17 protein-coding genes are annotated in these 17,683 nt (G+C 42.8%); 15 read left to right on the top strand and 2 right to left on the bottom strand.

Translation table 11 applies throughout. The annotated features are described in order from the left end of the window. The 7 genes from BLW54_RS01390 to lhgD all read left to right on the top strand — a co-directional run bounded on the left by BLW54_RS01390 (window position 1) and on the right by lhgD (window position 7,269). The gene (locus tag BLW54_RS01390; protein WP_074733045.1) at window positions 1-1,002 is read left to right on the top strand and encodes an ABC transporter ATP-binding protein; all 1,002 of its coding nucleotides are present in this window, start codon (window positions 1-3) and stop codon (window positions 1,000-1,002) included. Further along, a complete protein-coding gene (locus BLW54_RS01385) occupies window positions 974-1,948 on the top strand; it encodes an ABC transporter ATP-binding protein (RefSeq protein WP_074733044.1) in 975 nt (324 codons plus the stop codon). The genes BLW54_RS01390 and BLW54_RS01385 overlap by 29 nt, the downstream gene beginning before the upstream one ends. Before the next feature lie 72 nt (window positions 1,949-2,020). Further along, window positions 2,021-3,634: a gamma-glutamyltransferase gene (gene ggt / locus BLW54_RS01380; protein WP_074733043.1), complete on the top strand. Its 1,614-nt coding sequence runs from the start codon at window positions 2,021-2,023 to the stop codon at window positions 3,632-3,634. Between the two features lie 38 nt (window positions 3,635-3,672). After that, entirely contained in the window at window positions 3,673-4,248 is a 576-nt protein-coding gene (locus BLW54_RS01375; protein WP_074733042.1) for a chromate transporter, read from the top strand. Further along, window positions 4,245-4,781: a chromate transporter gene (locus tag BLW54_RS01370; protein ID WP_074733041.1), complete on the top strand. Its 537-nt coding sequence runs from the start codon at window positions 4,245-4,247 to the stop codon at window positions 4,779-4,781. The genes BLW54_RS01375 and BLW54_RS01370 overlap by 4 nt, the downstream gene beginning before the upstream one ends. Window positions 4,782-5,112: 331 nt before the next feature. Further along, complete coding sequence (glaH, locus tag BLW54_RS01365) at window positions 5,113-6,048, top strand: glutarate dioxygenase GlaH (RefSeq protein WP_074733040.1); 936 nt, start codon at window positions 5,113-5,115, stop codon at window positions 6,046-6,048. 15 nt (window positions 6,049-6,063) lie between these two features. Further along, complete coding sequence (lhgD, locus tag BLW54_RS01360) at window positions 6,064-7,269, top strand: L-2-hydroxyglutarate dehydrogenase (protein WP_074733039.1); 1,206 nt, start codon at window positions 6,064-6,066, stop codon at window positions 7,267-7,269. A gap of 164 nt (window positions 7,270-7,433) precedes the next feature. On the opposite strand, the gene BLW54_RS01355 is transcribed toward lhgD, so the two are convergent. Beyond that, window positions 7,434-7,739 (bottom strand): DUF3870 domain-containing protein, encoded by a 306-nt coding sequence (locus tag BLW54_RS01355; RefSeq protein ID WP_074733038.1) that lies wholly within the window; start codon window positions 7,737-7,739, stop codon window positions 7,434-7,436. 21 nt (window positions 7,740-7,760) lie between these two features. Continuing rightward, complete coding sequence (locus tag BLW54_RS01350) at window positions 7,761-8,813, bottom strand: DctP family TRAP transporter solute-binding subunit (RefSeq protein ID WP_074733037.1); 1,053 nt, start codon at window positions 8,811-8,813, stop codon at window positions 7,761-7,763. A gap of 98 nt (window positions 8,814-8,911) precedes the next feature. On the opposite strand from BLW54_RS01350, the gene BLW54_RS01345 reads away from it, so the two are divergent. The 8 genes from BLW54_RS01345 (at window position 8,912) to BLW54_RS01310 (ending at window position 17,679) form a co-directional block, all read left to right on the top strand. Next, window positions 8,912-10,549 carry an ATP-binding protein gene (locus BLW54_RS01345; RefSeq protein ID WP_181949646.1) on the top strand — a complete coding sequence of 546 codons (1,638 nt, stop codon included), beginning with the start codon at window positions 8,912-8,914 and terminating at the stop codon, window positions 10,547-10,549. Continuing rightward, window positions 10,509-11,198 carry a response regulator gene (locus BLW54_RS01340; protein WP_074733036.1) on the top strand — a complete coding sequence of 230 codons (690 nt, stop codon included), beginning with the start codon at window positions 10,509-10,511 and terminating at the stop codon, window positions 11,196-11,198. Before BLW54_RS01345 ends, BLW54_RS01340 begins: the two co-directional genes overlap by 41 nt. A 143-nt stretch (window positions 11,199-11,341) precedes the next feature. Beyond that, the gene (locus BLW54_RS01335) at window positions 11,342-12,337 is read left to right on the top strand and encodes a TAXI family TRAP transporter solute-binding subunit (RefSeq protein WP_074733035.1); all 996 of its coding nucleotides are present in this window, start codon (window positions 11,342-11,344) and stop codon (window positions 12,335-12,337) included. A 39-nt stretch (window positions 12,338-12,376) separates the two neighbouring features. Next, on the top strand, window positions 12,377-12,877 hold the full coding sequence (locus BLW54_RS01330; RefSeq protein ID WP_051744023.1) for a DUF1850 domain-containing protein: 501 nt from the start codon (window positions 12,377-12,379) through the stop codon (window positions 12,875-12,877). 2 nt (window positions 12,878-12,879) lie between these two features. Beyond that, the gene (locus BLW54_RS01325) at window positions 12,880-15,036 is read left to right on the top strand and encodes a TRAP transporter permease (RefSeq protein WP_074733034.1); all 2,157 of its coding nucleotides are present in this window, start codon (window positions 12,880-12,882) and stop codon (window positions 15,034-15,036) included. Window positions 15,037-15,055: 19 nt separating this feature from the next. Next, the gene (locus BLW54_RS01320; RefSeq protein ID WP_074733033.1) at window positions 15,056-15,925 is read left to right on the top strand and encodes a fumarylacetoacetate hydrolase family protein; all 870 of its coding nucleotides are present in this window, start codon (window positions 15,056-15,058) and stop codon (window positions 15,923-15,925) included. A gap of 17 nt (window positions 15,926-15,942) precedes the next feature. Next, entirely contained in the window at window positions 15,943-16,734 is a 792-nt protein-coding gene (locus BLW54_RS01315) for an SDR family oxidoreductase (protein ID WP_074733032.1), read from the top strand. Between the two features lie 168 nt (window positions 16,735-16,902). Next, complete coding sequence (locus BLW54_RS01310; protein WP_074733031.1) at window positions 16,903-17,679, top strand: IclR family transcriptional regulator; 777 nt, start codon at window positions 16,903-16,905, stop codon at window positions 17,677-17,679. The last annotated feature ends 4 nt before the right edge of the window (window positions 17,680-17,683 follow it).

Raw genomic sequence — 17,683 nt, 5'->3', positions numbered from 1 at the left:
ATGGAAACTCTATTAGACGTCAATAACTTGGTCACCTCTTTCCGCACGGCTGATGGAAAACTCCCAGCTGTGCGGGGAGTTTCCTTTTCTGTTAATAAAGGAGAGACTTTATGTATCGTTGGTGAATCGGGATGTGGGAAAAGTATCACAACATTATCTGTGATGGGTTTGCTTCCTGATAATGGAGAAATCACGGAAGGTTCGATTTACTTTCAAGGTGAGGAGCTCACTAAGAAAAGTGATGATCAGATGAGAAAGCATCGGGGGAATGATATTTCAATGATATTTCAGGAACCGATGACTGCTTTGAACCCTGTATTTACCGTAGGGTATCAAATTAAGGAACCTTTGAACTTGCATACAAAATTAGGAAAAAAGGAAAAGAAAATTCGTGCGATTGAACTTTTAAGCCAAGTTGGGTTATCCAACCCAGAAAAGGTATTAAAAAAATATCCTCATGAATTGAGTGGGGGAATGAGACAACGGGTGATGATCGCCATTGCTTTGGCTTGTAACCCTTCCTTATTAATAGCAGATGAACCTACAACGGCTCTCGATGTCACGATTCAAGCACAAATCTTAGATTTGATGGACGATTTAAAAGATGATTTGGGGATGGGGGTTATGATGGTTACCCATGACATGGGAGTGGTAGCTGAGGTCGCTGATCGTGTCATGGTGATGTATGCAGGCCATGTTGTAGAAACAGGGAAGGTGGAGGAGATTTTTAAAAGACCACAGCACCCCTACACAAAAGGCCTTTTAGCTTCCGTTCCGAATGTTGATGATGAGGGCCATCGTTTGGAAGCTATTCCTGGGTCCCTTCCCAATTTGAATGAAAAAATCACAGGGTGCCGTTTTCATCCGAGGTGTCCATTTGCTATGGACAAGTGCAAAGTAGATGCTCCACCGCACTTTCGAATTTCTGATAAACACCAATCCAAATGCTGGTTACATGAGGAGGTGGATTCACATGAGTACCAACACAAAGCCTATTCTTGAAGTGGACCAGGTGAAAAAGTATTTCCCGATCAAAAGCAGCTTCTTAAAGCGAACGATTTCTAATGTTCAAGCCGTTGAGAACGTCTCTGTAGATGTCTTGGAAGGGGAGACTCTAGGTGTTGTAGGGGAGTCTGGGTGTGGGAAATCTACATTTGGTAGGACGATTCTTGGTCTGGAAAGTTTGACGGATGGTTCGATCAAGTTTCGTGGTGAAGAAATCGGAGGTTTATCTGAAAATCAATTGAAAACATATAAAAAAGAAATGCAAATGATTTTTCAAGATCCCTATGCCTCTTTAAATCCAAGGCAACGTATTGGCGATGCCCTGGAGGAAGCGTTTATTATTCATACGAAACTGAATAAAAAGGACAGAAAGGAAAGGGTTAAAAATCTCTTAGTTGAAGTGGGGTTAAAAGAGGAACATGCTGAAAGATATCCTCATGAATTTAGTGGTGGGCAGAGACAGCGGATCGGTATAGCAAGGGCCATTTCTTTAAACCCTTCCTTGATTGTGTGCGATGAAGCTGTATCGGCGCTTGATGTGTCAGTGCAGGCACAAATCATCCAGCTCCTTAAACAGCTTCAAAAATCTCATCAGCTAACGTACTTGTTTATTTCTCACGATTTAGGGGTTGTCAAACATATTTCAGATCGTGTGCTGGTCATGTATTTAGGAGCTACCGCTGAACTAGCTCCATCCGATCGTCTTTTTTCAAATCCGTTACATCCATATACGCGTGCACTTTTATCTGCTATTCCAAGGCCAGTAGTAGGTAGGAAGAAAGACCGTATTCGTTTAAAAGGAGAGCTGCCGAATGCCGCCAATTATCCGAGTGGATGCCCTTTTCATACACGTTGTCCACTCGCGCATGAACAGTGCCGTCAAGAGCGGCCAGAGTGGAGAGAAGTCAAAGAGGGGCATTACGTTGCCTGTCATGAAGTATAAATAGACCGAAATCTGCTAAACTCGTGTTTTCGGTGTTGAAAATGTGAATGTGTAACAGAAAGGAGCAAGATAATGAAGCACTTAGACAATCTTTACAATCCATATCAGACTCCCAGACATACGACAATCGCACGTAATGGAATGGTCGCAACCTCTCAACCGTTAGCCTCCCAGGCAGGACTAGCGATTTTGCAGCAGGGAGGGAATGCCATTGATGCGGCCATCGCGACGGCAGCCACTCTGACCGTTGTCGAGCCAACATCCAACGGCATCGGAGGAGATGCGTTTGCTTTGGTTTGGGTGAAGGACAAACTTTATGGATTGAATGGAAGCGGGCATTCTCCTTCCTCTATCTCCATTGAGGATTTAAAAAAGCGAGGTTATAAGGAAATCCCGAAATATGGTTTTGTTCCAGTGACGGTCCCAGGGGCGCCTGGGAGCTGGGTAGAACTATCAAACCGCTTCGGAAAGCTCCCATTCAAGAATCTGTTGGCCCCGGCCATCCGATACGCAGAAGAGGGCTATCCAATTTCGCCCGTATTGGGTAAATTCTGGTCAATGGCGGCGGATAAATTCAAAGACATATTGGAAGGGGAAGAATTTTCTCATTGGTTCGATACATTTGCACCGAATGGCCAAGCTCCTCAAATCGGAGAAGTTTGGAAATCGGGAGGCCATGCGAGCACTTTAAGGAAAATCGCTAATACCAAAGGGGACGCCTTTTATAAAGGCGAACTGGCAGAGCAAATGGATCAATTTTCCAAGCAATATGGCGGTTACATATCAAAAGAGGACTTAGCGAACTATAAACCGGAATGGGTGGAACCAATTTCTGTGAATTATAAAGGGTATGACGTATGGGAAATCCCTCCGAACGGCCAGGGGATCGTCGCTTTATCTGCGCTTAACATACTCAGGGAATTCGAACTTCAGGAAAAAGAATCGGCCGATACGTATCATAAACAAATCGAAGCGATGAAACTTGCTTTCGCCGATGGAGAAAAATACGTCGCAGAGGAAAGTCACATGGATGTTCGTGTTGAGGCATTATTGAACGAAACCTATGCGGCCGAAAGGAGAGGATTGATTGGTGAGGAAGCACTCACCCCTGAAGCAGGTACGCCATCAAAAGGTGGGACAGTCTACTTAGCGACAGCAGATGCTGAAGGGAATATGGTTTCATTCATTCAAAGTAACTATATGGGCTTCGGTTCAGGGTTGGTTGTGCCAGGCACAGGAATTGCTTTGCAAAATCGCGGCCATAATTTTTCCCTTGATCCCCGCCACCCCAATGCTCTTGATGGAAAGAAAAGATCCTATCATACAATCATTCCAGGTTTCCTTACAAAAGGAGAACAACCTGTTGGGCCTTTTGGAGTGATGGGAGGTTTCATGCAACCTCAAGGTCATGTCCAAGTGGCTATGAATACAATCGACTACCACTTGCATCCTCAGGCAGCCTTGGATTCTCCTAGATGGCAATGGATAAAAGATAAAACGGTGTGGGTAGAGCCTCATTTCCCTAAACATGTCGCAGAGACTTTAGCTAGAAAAGGTCATAAAATTGAAGTACAGTTGGAGGCAGGCGCCTTCGGGAGAGGCCAAATCATTTGGCGTGATCCAAATACAGGAACGTTATATGGGGGTACAGAGTCCCGTACAGATGGGACTATCTCTGCTTATTAATGGAAAGAAAGAAGATGATTTAGAAAGGAGATGAGCGAATGCAGCATTGGAATCTCTTTATAGCTTTTTTTAGAGTAGGAATGCTCGGTTACGGAGGAGGACCATCCTCTATTCCGCTCGTCCATAAGGAGGTTGTCGAAAAGTATAAATGGTTGAGTGAAGATGACTTCAGTGATGTCCTTGCTTTAGGGAATTCTCTTCCAGGTCCGATTGCAACGAAAATGGCAGGGTATATCGGATACAGAGTTTCAGGACTTATAGGAATGTTGAATGCCGTATTAGCAACCATTCTACCGACAATCGTCATTATGATTGTTTTGATCACATCACTTAATAGTTTTCGAGATCAGCCTTGGGTGAATGGAATGACTCAGGCAGTCGTCCCTGTGGTCGGGGTCATGCTAGCTAAACTTACTTATGATTTCTTCAAAAAGGCGAAGGTGAATATGGGATGGATCGTCACCATTGCCCTGGGGGCAGGTTCTCTCATTCTTATTGAGTGGATGGGTGTCCATCCCGGGGTCATTATTTTCGCTTTGCTATTATATGCTCTTATACGGCCGCAAAAACAAAAGGAAGTCCCCACTCTTAAAAGTCAGGAACATTCATCATGATGATTTGGAAAATTTTTGTCGCTTTCTTCATTCCAGGTATTGTCGGTTACGGAGGGGGACCAGCTTCCATCCCGTTGGTTGAAAACGAGGTTGTCGATCGATTTGGGTGGATGTCTGTTTCAGAGTTCAGTGAAATGCTAGCGATGGCAAACACACTTCCCGGCCCGATTGCAACTAAAATGGCAGGGTTTATCGGGTATCAGCAAGCAGGTGTCTTAGGAGCTGTGGTTGGTGTCTTTGCAACTGTTGCTCCCTCATTAATTCTTATGATTCTATTATTGAGTCTGCTGTCAAAATTCAAACATTCACCGAAAGTCAAAAAAATGACTAACTTAATTCGACCAGCGATCGCCGTATTACTCGGTCTCATGGCCTTTCAATTTTTTAAAACCTCTTATGAAACAAGTGGCATCTTTCAGATGAGTTTTCTAATCGCTGCCAGCTTTCTTTTGTTAGAAAAAGTGAAAGTTCACCCTGCCTTTATGATATTAGGTTCACTCATCTATGGAGCCATCTTCCTAGGCGGCTCATGATCCATTATATTCCCTCTTAAGTCATCCCATTTCTGTGTGACCTGAGGAAAGTTAAAAAGTTCATTGCAGTTGTTGACAGAAAATTTAAATAGTTATAAGATGGAATTAGAAAGCAACCTTATAGGAAGGCTGCCCCTTTCAATATCCGGTTGCAATGACAGTAAGTATAAAAATGAATAACCTAACTGTAAGACTGTTCAATCTCTGCAAACCAGAGGTTCATCCGCAGTTTAAAGCCAGTTTTTCCTTCGAAGGGGGGGGGAAGACTGGCTTTTTTTAATCTTATGGGCCCATAAGAGCGAATCCGATAAAAAAATGGAGGGTACCAACTATGTGTGCAATGGAGATGAAAAAAGAAAGTTTACCGACATTTACTGGTGAAGGATATCGTATTCGACCTCATGCTGATCATGAACGTCTTTACCACATTGAGTTAGAGAGGGACGTCATTGATCGCTTTTTAGAAGAAGTGCAAGATATTAGCGATGAACAATTGGAATATATTCCCTATCAGCGTTTGATGATCGCTTATACACTTGTTGAATTAGTAGATGAAAACTTTGGGGAGAGGATTCGTAACATTTTGAATGACCGCAACTCAGGAGGTTTTACGATTGGACTTGGTAATCGTACGACAGCTCCTCAGGACTATGTGAAGTTTTCTACGGCTTTGACTCATATAGTAGGTATCCCGAACTTTGATGCCATGTCGAAAAAGTACTATGCGCGTTTTTCAGTCAAACATACAGATGATAGTGACTCGTATCTCCGCCAAGCTTATCGAAGGTTCACTCTCCACACAGATGGGACGTATGTGGATGAACCGACCGATTGGTTGCTCATGATGAAAATGGAAGAGGAGAATGCGGTAGGTGGAAGTTCCCGTCTCCTTCACTTGGATGACTGGGAGGAATTCGACTATTACTATAACCATCCGCTTGCTTCCTACCCGTTTACTTATAAAGCTCCTGCTAGTAAGAATGTTTCTGAGGAGGTCCAGCGCAAGACGTTTTATGAGTGGAATAACCAACCTTGTATCTGTTTCATCGATCAGTTTGTCTACCCGGAAACAATGAAACAGGCCCAATATTTAAGAGGATTGTCTCATTCGATGGAAGAATCGTCTGGGCTTATCGAGTTGGAACTGCCTGTAGGCGACTTAGTAATGTTGAACAATCGGTTCTGGCTCCATGGAAGAGCTAGTTTTGAGAGAAATCCTGAATTACACAGAGAACTTTTGCGACAAAGAGGAAGGTTTGTACAGTAGTAGGAGGTCATAGGAATGTATGATTATGTGATTATCGGAGGCGGAATTGTCGGTTTATCAACAGCATATGCTCTTATGCAAAAATATCCGCATGCAAAAATGGTTATTGTGGAAAAAGAGCAACAAATTTCTGCTCACCAAACCGGTAGAAATAGTGGTGTGATCCACTCTGGGGTGTACTATAAACCAGGCAGTTTAAAAGCGAGGATGGCCATTCAGGGTCGGAACACGATGGTTAAGTTCTGTCAGGATCATGACATTCCTCACGAAGTTTGCGGGAAAGTGCTAGTTGCAACCGAACAAGAAGAGCTTCCGAGAATGGAAGCTTTGTATGAGCGAGTCCAACAAAACCGGTTGAATGTAACAAAAATCAATCAAGAGGAGCTTCAAGATATCGAGCCACATGTCAATGGCATAGCTGGATTAAGGGTACCAGGTACAGGAATCGTTGATTATAGTAAAGTAAGCGAAAAACTTAAGGAACTGTTAGAACATGCGGGAGCAGACTTCATGCTTGGATCAGCGGTTGTAGATATATCTGAACGCGAAAATGAAGTGGTGGTCGATACGCCAGAGAATAGCCTCCATTCTCATTTCATGATCAACTGTGCAGGTTTGTACAGTGATCGTCTTGTGGAAATGGCGGGAATTCATACAGATCTAAGAATCGTCCCCTTCCGTGGAGAGTATTTTGAGCTGAGAGAAGAGAAAAATCATCTGGTCAAAGGGCTTATCTATCCGATTCCAAACCCGGACTTTCCATTTTTAGGTGTCCATCTTACCAAGATGATCGATGGAGGTATTCATGCTGGACCGAATGCTGTGTTGAGTTTTAAACGGGAAGGCTATCGAAAAACGGATTTTCATATAAAGGACACGCTTGATATCTTATCATTTCCTGGTTTTTGGAAAATGGCACGAGCCAATGTGAAAGAAGGGATGAAAGAGATGGTTCGTTCGCTTCATAAACAAAGCTTTGTGAAGAGTCTTCAACGCCTAGTTCCGGAAATACAAGCGGATGACGTCATTCCCACAGAGGCGGGAGTAAGAGCCCAGGCGATGTTGAAAGACGGCCAGCTCGTCGATGATTTCCACTTGATTACAGGTAAACGTTCGGTCCATGTTTGTAATGCACCGTCTCCGGCAGCGACAGCTTCATTAGAAATTGGTAAAGAGATTGCCAGACGATTACCTCAATTAGAATATACGAGAGTAAGCTGAAGGGAAGGGCCAGAAAAACTCTGGCCCTTTTTTCCATTTAGGAGATGACGTGGATGTCGTTCACGGCCCGAAACGCAGATAGTTTAGGATAAATCCTCCATTCACTAGTACCAGCACGTAAATATAAGAGATATCATAGCATTCAAAAGTCACAAATCGTGGCTTTATTGGTGCAGTTGGTATTGTTTATAGGAGTCTTTTAATGCAGCCTCGAGAGCATTCCCGGCTTTACCTAAATAGCCTTCTTTCAATCTTGCTACGGGTTCATCAATGCCATCCTTCAAGCTGTATCCCTTTAATAAAGATTTAATGAACCCTCTCCCATGTTCGGTTGCTAATGTACAAGAGGCGTCTAAAATAACTCCGTATTTTTTATCAATTTCTAACGTAAGAGTCAAGGATTCCGAAATGTGATTGGCAGCAATCCCAGTCGGTAATTTTGAATGTCCGGCAACAAAAATGGTTTTCATTTTCTTTCTCCCCTATCCTTATTAGTATTGCTCCTGTATCGTATAGATCTCTTCCATCAACCGTTTTCCTATGGTGTTTTCAGCTTCTTCATATACAGGTTCAAACGTCTGCTTCCACGATTCTTTTTGTTCGTTGGTCAAGTAGTGAACGTCGATTGAGTCTGCCCGTTTTATCTTCCGGAGATGGGCATCATTCATCTCGATTGAATGACGCCAAATCCAGTCGGTCGTTTCATTCAGTGCCTCTTGGACGATCGTCTGATGTTCTTTAGAAAGGTCCTTCCAGAATGTCCCATTGATGAGGACGACATACCCTAAGTAGCCATGGTTGCTTATCGTCATATACGCTTGTTCTTCGAAAAGTTTCTTGGAGTAGATGTTCGATGGTGTGTTTTCTTGTCCGTTAATGAAATTGACTTCGAGGTTGCTGTATGTTTTGTTAAAGGGAAGTTTGCTCGTGCTGGCCCCAAGAGACTGAAATTGAGATTCTATCATTGGGCTCGGCATGATTCTAAGGTGTGTACGGTTGAAATCAGCTGGAACAAGGAGCGGCTGCTTATTACTTGTCACTTGTTTATATCCGTTGTACCAAAAAGTCATCCCTTTTATGCCGTCTTTTTCTACAGTGTTTAATAATGTGGTGCCAATTTCCCCTTGGTAAGCTTGTTTTACAGCCTCATAACTGGGAAACGCGAAAGGAAGATCAAGAACTTGCCATTGAGGAAAACGTTCGGTCAGTTTCGAAGTAGCTGGAGCGATCATTTGAATATGGCCGTCCTTTAATGCTGTGTATTCATTCTGATCATTGTAAAGGGTCCCATTAGAATAGATTTCTACCTTAATGTCCCCGTTCGACCAATCTTGGACGAGTGAAGCAAACTTTCTGACCGCTTTCCCTTTAGGGGTGTTTTCGGCTACGACGTGACTGAATTTAATAACGATCTCATCTTCTAGCCCCTCTTGTTCGTCGTCATATTCTAGGGACTCAGAAGCTTCGCTTAAATCGAACCCAAAAAAAAGAGCTGTAAAGATTCCTGTGAAAATGAATAGACTAATAGCTGCGAAAGTTTTCAAAGGAACAACCCCTTTCTTGGAATCGTTTACATCAGTGTACCATAGGGAGACTTTTAAGTGATACACTAGAATTACTAGAGGGGGAAGAAAGAATGGTTATGTCACTGACACGTATGCCAATCCGGTGGAAAATTACAATTCTATCATTTGGGATTGTTCTTTTTGCTATTTTGATTGGTGGCATCATCATTATTGGAAATACAATAGAAACAAAAGAAGAGTCGCTCGGTGAGCATGCTCTCGTCACAGGGAGGACAGTAGCGAATTTGTCTGCATTGAAAGAAGGGCTCACAGAATCAGAGGGATGGAACCGAATCAATCCCATGGTAGAAAGAATCAGGACAGTCAACAGCTCTGATTATATCGTCGTCTTGAATATGAACCGTGTCCGTTATTCTCACCCTGTAAAAGAAAAGCTTGGGACCGTATCTTCAGGAAAAGATGAAGGTCCTGCTTTTGCTGAGCATAGCTATACCTCAAAAGCGAAAGGAGAATCTGGTATAGCTGTTAGAGGATTTGTACCTGTGATGAATGATGATCATGAGCAAATAGGGGTGGTCATCGTCGGCAACCTCCTCCCTTCCTTCCAGGAAATCCTTTTAGAGATGAAAAATGAAATCCTCTTTGTTCTCTTCTTGACCTCCCTTTTTGGAGTGTCGGGTTCATGGCTTCTTGCCCGGCATCTTAAAGAGCAAACCTTTCGTTTAGAACCTCACGAAATTGTTCAGGTGCTCGTCGAACGGACAGCAACCTTTCAAGCGATGAACGAAGGAGTAGTGGCTATTGATAAGGAAGGGAAGATTACCATCATAAACGAGAAAGCAAAGACGATTCTTGGTCTCCACGGAGATTACACTCATCAATGGATTGAAAACGTCATTCCAGATATTAAATTAGCTGATGTCCTTTCTTCAGGAGAAGTGGCTTTCAATGAGGAAATTCGTCTAGGAAGTACGTTAATTATGAGTAATCGAATCCCGATCCGTGTGGATAATCATACAATTGGAGCGGTTGCCATTTTTCAAGATCGTACAGAAGTAACCAAACTCGCTGAAGAATTGACGGGGGTAAAAGCATTTGTGGATGCCTTGAGAGTCCAGAATCATGAGCATATGAATAAACTACATACCATAGCAGGATTGATTCAACTGGATCAAAAGGAAAAAGCATTGAATTTTGTATTCGAAACGTCAGAGAAACAAGAGAAATTATCCAGATTTTTAGTGAACCATTTTAAAGATTACAGCTTGTCTGGTTTGCTACTGAGCAAGGTGAGTCGGGGGAAAGAGCTGGGAATTGAAGTAGCTATTGATGAACAGAGCAGATTAAATGAATACCCCCCTTTATTGGATAAACATGACTTCGTGCTGATTTTGGGAAACTTGATCGAGAATGCTTTCCACTCTTTTGACCATGTCAAGCGAGAGCAAAGATGGATTGATATTTCGATCACCCAAAACAGTCACTTTTGCACAATTGCTGTAGAGGATAATGGGGAAGGGATTCCTGAAGATAAACACAGCAGGGTATTTGACAAGGGGTTCACGACCAAAGGAAACAAAGGTTCAGGAATCGGATTGTACCTGGTGAAAAATATCGTAGGAAAAGGTTTAGGAGATATAGAAATCATCTCTAAACAAGGGGAAGGGACAAGCATCGTCATTCATATCCCTATGGCTTACGAGGAGGATGTATATGAGCAAACCGCAACAGGTTATGGAAGTGTTATTGATTGAAGATGACCCGATGGTACAAGAAGTGAACCGGCAATTTATTGAAAGGGTACCCCCTTTCAAAGTGATTGATATAGCTTCTGATGGAAAAGAAGGCGTGTATCTTGCTGAAAAGTTATCTCCAAACCTTATTATCCTTGATATCTATATGCCGAGTATGGACGGAATGGATACATTAAAAGAAATTCGGAAGTATGCCTTCGATATTGATGTTATTGTAATCACAGCAGCTAAGGATAAAGAAATGGTCCGTTCGATGTTTCAAAATGGGGTGGTTGATTATATCATCAAGCCATTCAAATTCGAAAGACTGCAACAATCGTTAATCAATTATAAAACCTATCATTCCAAGGTGAGTGGGGAAGGAGTACTTCAACAGGAACAAGTGGATGGGCTGATTGGCAGATATAGGAAGGGAGAAGTGAAGGAACTGCCTAAAGGTCTGAATCAGCAAACCCTTGAACAAATCACACATTTCCTTCACCAGAGAGGGAGTTCCTTATCTGCCGAGGAAGTGGCAGATGGAATCGGAATCGCTCGAGTGACCGCACGACGTTATTTAGAATATCTACAAAAAATAGGGGAAGTAGAGATTGAAATACAGTACGGGGGAGTTGGTCGTCCTGTGAATCGGTATCAAATGAAAGGGTAAGGCCTTGGCATAGAACTATGCTAAGGCTTTTATTGTACAAAAGACCAAAAAGACCAAAATGTCCAATATGTACATATTATTCTAAATCTGTTTTGTAAGCGTTATCATTATTTTTAGAATATTTCGAAACGGGGGATCAGAAAATGTTTAATCGTTTATTATTTGTGTTAGCTTTAGCGTTTACCACTATTTTAGCAGCTTGTGGAGGTGATGGAGGCTCGGAGGAAGCGTCAGGGTCAAGTGGATCTGGATCAGAATCGATTGTTCTCGGTACAGGGGGAACATCAGGAACTTATTATCCGATCGGTGGTGCATTGAAACCAGTATTTGAAGAAAGTGACAGTATAGATAATGTCACGGTTGAATCGACAGGAGCGTCTGTTGCGAATATCCAGAATATCGAGGACAGCCTGAATCAGATGGCGATAATCATGAGTGATGTGGGTTATGATGCGATTGAAGGAAAGGGACAATTTGACGGAAATGCTGTCGATGTTCAAGCAATGGCCGGGATGTATCAGAATGTTGTACAAGTGGTGGCATTAAAAGAGAGTGGTATATCTTCCATTGAAGATTTAGAAGGGAAGAAGGTAGGAGTCGGGAAGGTAGGTTCAGGTGTAGAACAAAGCGCTCAAAAGGTTCTTGAAGCCGTTGGCCTTACTTATGATGATCTATCAAAAGTCACCCACACAGGTTATGCGGATAGTGTGCAAGAAATGAAGAACGGGAACTTGGATGCGGCATTCTTTACGTCTGGTGTTCCCAATAGTAATATAACCGATTTAATGCAGCAAACGGATATTCATTTTGTTGAAATCAAAGGAGATACCGCAGAGGCATTGATGGAGAAATATCCTTTCTATAAAGCAAATACGATCGAGGCTGGGGATGAAGCAAGTTATGGTCTGGAAGAATCTGTGGAAACTGTCGGCATCCAGAATATGATCATCGTTTCTCCTGATTTGAGTGAAGATGTCGTCTATGACATGACCAAACGTTACTATGAGTACCTTGGTACAGAAGAAGTGTCTGTCGGGGCCCTGAAACAATTAGACCGGGATGAGATTGCCAAAGATTTAATTGCGCCGCTTCACCCTGGTGCCAAGAAATTCTATGAAGAACAAGGCATTCTAGAGTAAAGGAAACAGGGCATCATTCTGGTGCCCCTTTTTTATTCGATGATATGGAAACGCCTGTTTTTGTTCGCCTTTGTTATTGGATTGGTTATCGCTTTACTGATGATGGTTAAGGTTCCGACGCTATCCATTACATCAGGAGACACGGTGCAAATATTTCACCTTTACAAAGAGGAAGTAGAATTCAAGGTAAGGTGGAGGCATTCGGTAGAGAAAGAGGAATGGGAAGAAATGTTTGTTTTGCAAGATGGGATGATTAAACTGACAGGCACTCGTTTTAAAACGTTTGGGGCGGGTGTTCCCAATGATACGGGGGAGCAAACCTATATCAAAGATGGCTGGGTATATATGACAGATATCAATCAGACGATAGGCACCCATCTCTCACTAAGGACAGGCACACACACCGATCACCGCTTCCTATATGGAAAGGATGCCAATTTTAACCTGGATAAGAACAAAGCCTATCAAATCAATGTTGGTCAACATTCTTTACTGAATTCGATCAGATATTACATTTTAGTGAAATTGAGAGGTGAATAGGGATGAACAAGCAAAAAAGTGGGGTAGCTGAAAAGTACGATCGCGAAAGCACAACCAGGATAAATATTGCTAAACCGATGGCTTTGACCATATCGATATTAGCTATTACGTTATCATTATTTCATTTATACACCTCCTATGCAGGTTCCCTGGTGGATATTAAACAAAGAAGTATCCACCTCTATACATTGATGACACTTGGTTTTCTTATGTATCCCTTTATAAGGAAGAGGGGGAGCAAAGGCATTCCTTTGTATGATTACATGACTGCAGGTTTGTCTTTATTTATCGCCATTTATATGTTAGCCACGGCTGAACGTATCATTCAATCTGGCGGACAAATCACTGATATGGATTTTTATGTAGGGATCCTCATTATTCTATTATTGTTTGATATTACTCGAAGAGTGACGGGGTGGGGCCTTGCTCTCCTTGGGCTTGGGTTTCTGGTTTATGGATTTTATGTGAAACTATCAGTCTATCCAGAATTGACCATGCCCGTTCTGATAAATGTATCTAAGCAGATCATCACTCAATTGGTATTCCTCACAGAAGGAGTCCTTGGTACGGCTATCGGCGTATCGGCCAGTTATATCATATTGTTTATTTTATTTGGAGCTTTTCTAGGAAGGTCGGGAATGGGGCAGCTATTTAATGACTTAGCCCTTGCCGTAGCGGGTCATACCAAGGGAGGGCCAGCAAAAGTGGCCGTCATAGCGAGTGGCTTCCTAGGATCAATCAATGGCTCTGCCATCGCCAATGTCGTGACGACAGGAACCTTCACGATTCCCTTAATGAAAAAAATCGGGTACAAGAAAAACTTCGCCGGGGCTGTTGAATCAGCAGCCAGCGTAGGCGGTCAAATCCTCCCGCCGATCATGGGGGCCGCTGCCTTTATCATGGCGGAGAATCTCAATGTTGCCTATACAAAGATCATCTTGGCTGGAATCATACCGGCACTTTTATTTTATGTAGGGATCTTATTACAAGTTCATTTTCGGGCAGCCAAGCGTGGACTACAAGGATTGCCGAAAAGTGAACTGCCCTCTTTAAAGGAAGTAATAGCCGAACGTGGTCACTTGATTATTCCAATGCTGACATTACTTTATTTGCTTTTCTCAGGGAAGACCCCTTTTTATGCCGCATTTTGGTCCATTATCGCAACCATCGTCATTGCAGGTTCAAGAAGGATGTTACCTGTCATTGTAGCCATTTCTTTATTTTTAATTTTCCAACCGCAATTATCTGCTTTGATTACGGGAAGCCGTATGCCGAATGTCCGAGGCGACTGGTGGGAGCTGATCCTTATTCTCGTGATTCCATTAGCTATCAATGTTGGTAGAAAGATCATGAACATTACCGGGGACGAAGTAGGAATTACAGACTGCTTGCGCGCTCTTGAGGATGGAGCGAAAACCACCGTCCCTGTAGCTATTGCGTGTGGGGCTGTGGGGATTATCGTAGGAATCGCTTCCTTAACTGGGGTAGCATTAGAAATTGCTAATAGCATTGTCAGTATCGGAAGCGCGGTCGATAGTCCGCTTATCCAGTTACTCATTACCCTCGGGCTTACGATGATTACCTCTATCATATTAGGGATGGGCTTACCAAGTATCCCGACCTATATTATCACAAGTACGATGGCAGCCCCGATATTATTGCAGCTTCCTTTGTACCGAGAACTTGCGGGATCGACGGAGACGGCTACTTTTGTCGCTCACATGTTCGTGTTCTACTTTGGAATTTTTGCCAATATCACGCCACCTGTTGCTTTGGCTGCATTTGCAGGTGCAGGAGTCGCCGGTGGGCATCCGAACCAAACAGGGTTTCAGGCAATGAAGCTTGCCATCGCCGGTTTCATCGTTCCTTTTATGTTTGTGTTTTCACACGAAATGCTTATGATTGATGCCACTATCGTCAATATCATTCTGATTACGGTTACGTCCCTGATAGGAGTTCTCCTATTATCCATAATGACAGAGGGCTATCTCAAAACAGCAGTTCCCGGTTGGCTGCGATTGATCGCAGGTATAGGAGCGGTGTTGCTCATTTATCCTGGGATTCTTACAGACGTAATCGGGTTGTCTGCCTTTGGGCTTATTCTATGGACGAATTTGAGAAAAACAAAGGATATTCAGCAACATCGTTCGGCACTATAAATGGGAAAGGTGTGTATTCATGCGATTCGTATCGATAGAACACGAGGGAAAAGAACAAGCTGCTGTCCTGGATGAAGCGTTAAAAGCTATCCTGCTGTCTTCAATTAATGAACACTTCAACAAATCTTGGCCTTGTGATTTATTTGAATTGATTCAGACGGGAAACTTCAAAGCCTTCCAGCGGTGGTGGAGGGATCAATCTACAGAAGAGATCGACCAAATAGAGCGAAGCGAATCTTTAGAAAATCTCCCTCTTTACCGACATCCCAGAAAAATTTGGGGAATTGGACTGAACTATGTCGATCATGCGTCTGATTTAGATGAACAGGCCCCACAGAAAGAACCTGCGAGTTTCATGAAGCCAGACACGACAATCATCGGACCAGGGGATAGGATTCGTATCCCCCATCAATCGGAACGGACAACAGGGGAAGCGGAATTAGGGATTATTATTGGTGAGGAATGCAGGGATGTCTCCGTAGAAGAAGCGAAGCAGGTCATTGCTGGGTATACGACGGTGATTGATATGACGGCAGAAGATATACTAAAACGCAACCCGCGGTATTTGACTCGTTCTAAGAGTTTTGACACCTTTTTCAGCTTTGGTCCCCAACTAGTGACACCAAGTGAGATCCAGGATCTGGATCAACTGGAGGTTTCCACTGTTCTTAACGGAGAGGTACACCGATCGAATAAAGTAGAAAACATGACGTTCCCTCCCTATCATCTTGTCTCTTTCCACTCTCAAGTGATGACATTAAAGCCAGGTGATATTATATCTACAGGGACACCAGGAGCCATTGTACTTCAAGATGGAGATATCATAGAATGTCAGATTGATGGTTTTCCATCATTAAGAAACCCAGTAAGTGATTTGAAAAAACAATAGAAAGGACGGAATACCTTATGGACCTTCAGCTAAAAGGCAAATCTGTAGTGGTATTAGCTTCAAGTAAGGGATTAGGAAAAGCCATTAGTATGGAATTCGCTAAAGAAGGGGCTCACGTATTAATTTCAAGCCGTAATCAGGAAGAATTAGAAAACACAAAAGCTGAAATCCAGGATGTGAGCGGAAATCAAAAGGTTGAGTATCAGGTATGCGATGTCACAAAAAAAGATGATATTGAACAACTAGTTCAAAAAGCTATCGAATGGAATGGAAAGGTCGATGTATTGGTCAACAATGCCGGCGGACCACCTGCAGGTACGTTCGATCAATTTTCAGATGAAGACTGGCAGAGAGCTTTTGAGTTAAATCTTCTCAGCTTTACTCGCACTATCCGAGAAGTACTGCCGTCAATGAAAGAGCAGCAACAGGGGAGGATTGTAAATATCGCCTCTTCTTCCATCAAGCAAACTCTTGATAATTTGATTCTTTCTAATACTTTTCGGGCAGGAATTGTAGGACTGGCAAAGGGCCTATCACAAGAATTAGCTAGTGATAATATCCTTATCAATACGGTAGGACCAGGAAGAATAGCGACGGATCGAGTTGCAGCCCTCGATGAAAAACGTGCGAAGAAATTAGGCACGTCTGTGGAAGAGTTGAAGAAAAAGACAGAGCAGTCCATCCCTATGGGGCGTTATGGAGAACCTGAAGAGTTTGCTAAAGCCATCGTTTTTCTTGCTTCCGGTGCCAATACTTACTTGACTGGACAGTCGCTCGTGGTTGATGGCGGCTTAGTCAAGGCTTTGTAAATTACCAAAATCCCTCTCATGGTTCGACCTGAGAGGGATTTATATCTTCCTGTGTTATAGCTTTAGAGAATCCTTGATTCCTGTCATTAAAGGGTCGACTTCTTACCTAATAAGTAAAAGGACTATGATATAATCCAAATGATACTAGAGAGAAAGGCGGTTGAATGAATGAAAAAAAAAGATGTGGTTACTGTTCAATCCGTAGATAGAGCTTTAAATATCATAAATATATTAAAAGAACATCCGAAAGGTTTAGGTGTAACAGAGATTTCTCACCGCTTAGACGTATCTAAAAGTACGGTTCACCGGTTATTAAGTTCTCTATTGCTGCAAGGATTTGTCAAGCAGGAGATAGAAAATGAAAGGTATCAGCTGGGACTGAAATTAATCGAACTTGGCGAAGTGGTTTCCAGTCATTTGAATATCCGCAAGACAGCTGCTCCGTATTTAAATCAATTAGCAGAAACAACAGGAGAAACGGTTCACCTCGTTATGATGGATCAGTTAGAAATCGTCTATATTGATAAAACCGAATCAGAAGCCACGATTCGTATGTTCTCTAGAATCGGCAAACGGGCTCCGATGCATTGTACGGGGGTGGGCAAAGCGATTTTAGCTTTCTTGCCTGAAGAGAAAATAGAGGAGGTATTAACCGAACGTCCAATGATGAAGTTCACAGAAAACACGATTACCGACCAAAAAGAAATGAAGAAACACTTACAGGAAATTAGAAATCGTGGTGTGGCTTTTGACTTGGAAGAGCATGAAGAAGGCATTCAATGTGCAGCGGCCCCCCTTTTTAATTATCATGGTGATGTGGTTGGAGGAATCAGCGTAGCAGGCCCAATAATGAGAGTGGATGAAGAGAAGTTGAAATATCTTTCTGTAGAGGTGCTAAGGGTTTCTCGAGAGATTTCTAGCTTGTTAGGGTCTCCAAACAGTTGACAGC

Origin of the sequence: Halobacillus karajensis, from assembly GCF_900108515.1 — a bacterium.
In the GTDB taxonomy this organism is placed as follows: Bacteria; Bacillota; Bacilli; order Bacillales; family Halobacillaceae; genus Halobacillus; species Halobacillus karajensis.
This window is presented reverse-complemented; position numbering and strand designations above follow the sequence as displayed.

Coding starts and splice junctions, on each gene's coding strand:
- BLW54_RS01390 (WP_074733045.1), top strand. CDS start 1: ATGGAAACTCTATTAGACGTCAATAACTTGGTCACCTCTTTCCGCACG.
- BLW54_RS01385 (WP_074733044.1), top strand. CDS start 974: ATGAGTACCAACACAAAGCCTATTCTTGAAGTGGACCAGGTGAAAAAG.
- ggt (WP_074733043.1), top strand. CDS start 2,021: ATGAAGCACTTAGACAATCTTTACAATCCATATCAGACTCCCAGACAT.
- BLW54_RS01375 (WP_074733042.1), top strand. CDS start 3,673: ATGCAGCATTGGAATCTCTTTATAGCTTTTTTTAGAGTAGGAATGCTC.
- BLW54_RS01370 (WP_074733041.1), top strand. CDS start 4,245: ATGATGATTTGGAAAATTTTTGTCGCTTTCTTCATTCCAGGTATTGTC.
- glaH (WP_074733040.1), top strand. CDS start 5,113: ATGTGTGCAATGGAGATGAAAAAAGAAAGTTTACCGACATTTACTGGT.
- lhgD (WP_074733039.1), top strand. CDS start 6,064: ATGTATGATTATGTGATTATCGGAGGCGGAATTGTCGGTTTATCAACA.
- BLW54_RS01355 (WP_074733038.1), bottom strand. CDS start 7,739: ATGAAAACCATTTTTGTTGCCGGACATTCAAAATTACCGACTGGGATT.
- BLW54_RS01345 (WP_181949646.1), top strand. CDS start 8,912: ATGTCACTGACACGTATGCCAATCCGGTGGAAAATTACAATTCTATCA.
- BLW54_RS01340 (WP_074733036.1), top strand. CDS start 10,509: ATGAGCAAACCGCAACAGGTTATGGAAGTGTTATTGATTGAAGATGAC.
- BLW54_RS01335 (WP_074733035.1), top strand. CDS start 11,342: ATGTTTAATCGTTTATTATTTGTGTTAGCTTTAGCGTTTACCACTATT.
- BLW54_RS01330 (WP_051744023.1), top strand. CDS start 12,377: ATGATATGGAAACGCCTGTTTTTGTTCGCCTTTGTTATTGGATTGGTT.
- BLW54_RS01325 (WP_074733034.1), top strand. CDS start 12,880: ATGAACAAGCAAAAAAGTGGGGTAGCTGAAAAGTACGATCGCGAAAGC.
- BLW54_RS01320 (WP_074733033.1), top strand. CDS start 15,056: ATGCGATTCGTATCGATAGAACACGAGGGAAAAGAACAAGCTGCTGTC.
- BLW54_RS01315 (WP_074733032.1), top strand. CDS start 15,943: ATGGACCTTCAGCTAAAAGGCAAATCTGTAGTGGTATTAGCTTCAAGT.
- BLW54_RS01310 (WP_074733031.1), top strand. CDS start 16,903: ATGAAAAAAAAAGATGTGGTTACTGTTCAATCCGTAGATAGAGCTTTA.